This is a genomic window from Acetobacter indonesiensis (genome assembly GCF_000963945.1).
Classification (GTDB): domain Bacteria; phylum Pseudomonadota; class Alphaproteobacteria; order Acetobacterales; family Acetobacteraceae; genus Acetobacter; species Acetobacter indonesiensis.
Genome location: NZ_BAMW01000028.1, coordinates 1 through 1792 on the forward strand (window position 1 = coordinate 1; position 1792 = coordinate 1792).

Consider the following 1792-nt stretch of genomic DNA (forward strand, 5'->3'; position numbering starts at 1 on the left):
ACTGCTATCCGCGCTCACTCACAACATAATATGCAACTGTAGTGATAGAACCCTCCACTTTCCCGCCATTCCCCTGCTGATGGTCGTGGGCAAGGGCTACGTGTCGAATGCCATCCCTGAATGGATATAAAGATATAGACGCCCGCCCCGCCATTCTGCGAAACGACACGATGGGCCGGTCGCCTCCCCAAAATCAATCCAGAGGTTGTCGACATCTTGTCGACAACCTCTGGACTTGCCTCAAGGAGTGGTGAGCTGCCGAAGTAGATTGGATCAATTACTAAAAAGTCCTAGAAACCCTCAATCTGCCCGCAAGTCCTCCAATCAACGACTCTTAAATCTTTCCAGATTATGATTCCAAACAAAATAAACTTATTTTATTCATTATATCTTAAGTAATTTTGAAATTGCCCCTTCATGACATAATGTTCAAATTCATTTTCAAAATTTCCATTACTTATATCTAATGCAGCCAAAGGATATTTTCTAGTATAAAAAGAACGATCTATTTTAAGAGTCCGAATATTTTTAAAAAACCCCTCTCTTAAATACATATTAATCACTCCTTTTACCCCCCAGTTATTATACTCATTCTTGTATTCAGAATAAACATCGATTACGTCATCTATATTCATAGATAGAAGATAATTATCAATATTACTTGATCTATTTTCTGTTGCTTTCTCAAGATCTTTATGGCTAATATAAAACCACATACTCTTTATAGGATCAAGATATTCTCTATAATTTTCGATCGACAAAGCATCGAATATAGGAAACAAATAGAATTCATACCTATCATCATTTATAGGCAGCATATTACCGTAAAAATGCTGCGCTGGGTTCAACACTCCTGCGACTGGAAAATATATCCGTGTTGCATGCGACATCCATGCAGCAAACCACGAGAATGTGCTTAAACATGGAACTATGTGCTTAGAACGCCTAATAAAATCAAAATCCAATGCTGCGCCTTGAGAAGGCCTCCAAGTTGCTTTAGGAAAAGCTTTTTTTAATTCTGCCATATATACTGAATCATCTAATTGACCACAAAAAATAACATTTTTCCCAGTTTTCTGTTCTAAAAATTTATAAAATTCAATGGGCAACATAGGATACAAGGGCGATATTCCCGCCAATATTTCACCACCTCGTATATTTATAACCAAATCACCCTCTCCACCTCCCTCAGTATTTTTTTCAGAAAATGGAAAATGGTTATCATAATCAAAATGAAGTCTATTCGGAAAATTGTTTATATTTTGACATAATCCTTCTAGGCTTAAAAAATCAGCATCCGAATTTCTTATATGTTTGCGTAAACCATGAAAGGGTACATAGCCATACCTCTTTCCATTACTATGATATTCATCGTGAAATCCTCCTTTCAGTAAACTTAAATCAACATCAGGTAAATTTATGCCAAACATAGAAATATCGACGTGCGATATTTTACCAAACCCTAATATTTCTTTCATTTTTAAGGCTGATAAATACATTGGAAGTATATTTCCTGGGTTGCCTTCATGCCATATCCGAATTACAAAATCGTCCATTTTTTTCTTTCATCAAAAAACATCATTGTCTTTAAATATAATACTACCATAGAATTTTACAGTCTATAATCGAGAAAGCAACAACCTCCAAAAACCCCCACTCAGAATTTTAAAATTATTTAGATATCAATATGTTATGACCATCAACTCAATTAGGTTCAAGACATGAAAGGTTCGGAAAAATCTCTGATTTTGAGTATCTGTTGGTGATTCCGTATCCTCTAATATTGATTGAG

1 protein-coding gene is annotated in these 1792 nt (G+C 35.5%); it reads right to left on the minus strand.

The genetic code is table 11. The features are described 5' to 3' along the window. Positions 1-377: 377 nt before the first annotated feature. Complete coding sequence (locus tag Abin_RS08730; RefSeq protein ID WP_048846005.1) at positions 378-1556, minus strand: hypothetical protein; 1179 nt, start codon at positions 1554-1556, stop codon at positions 378-380. Positions 1557-1792 lie beyond the last annotated feature (236 nt).

Coding starts and splice junctions, on each gene's coding strand:
- Abin_RS08730 (WP_048846005.1), bottom strand. CDS start 1,556: ATGGACGATTTTGTAATTCGGATATGGCATGAAGGCAACCCAGGAAAT.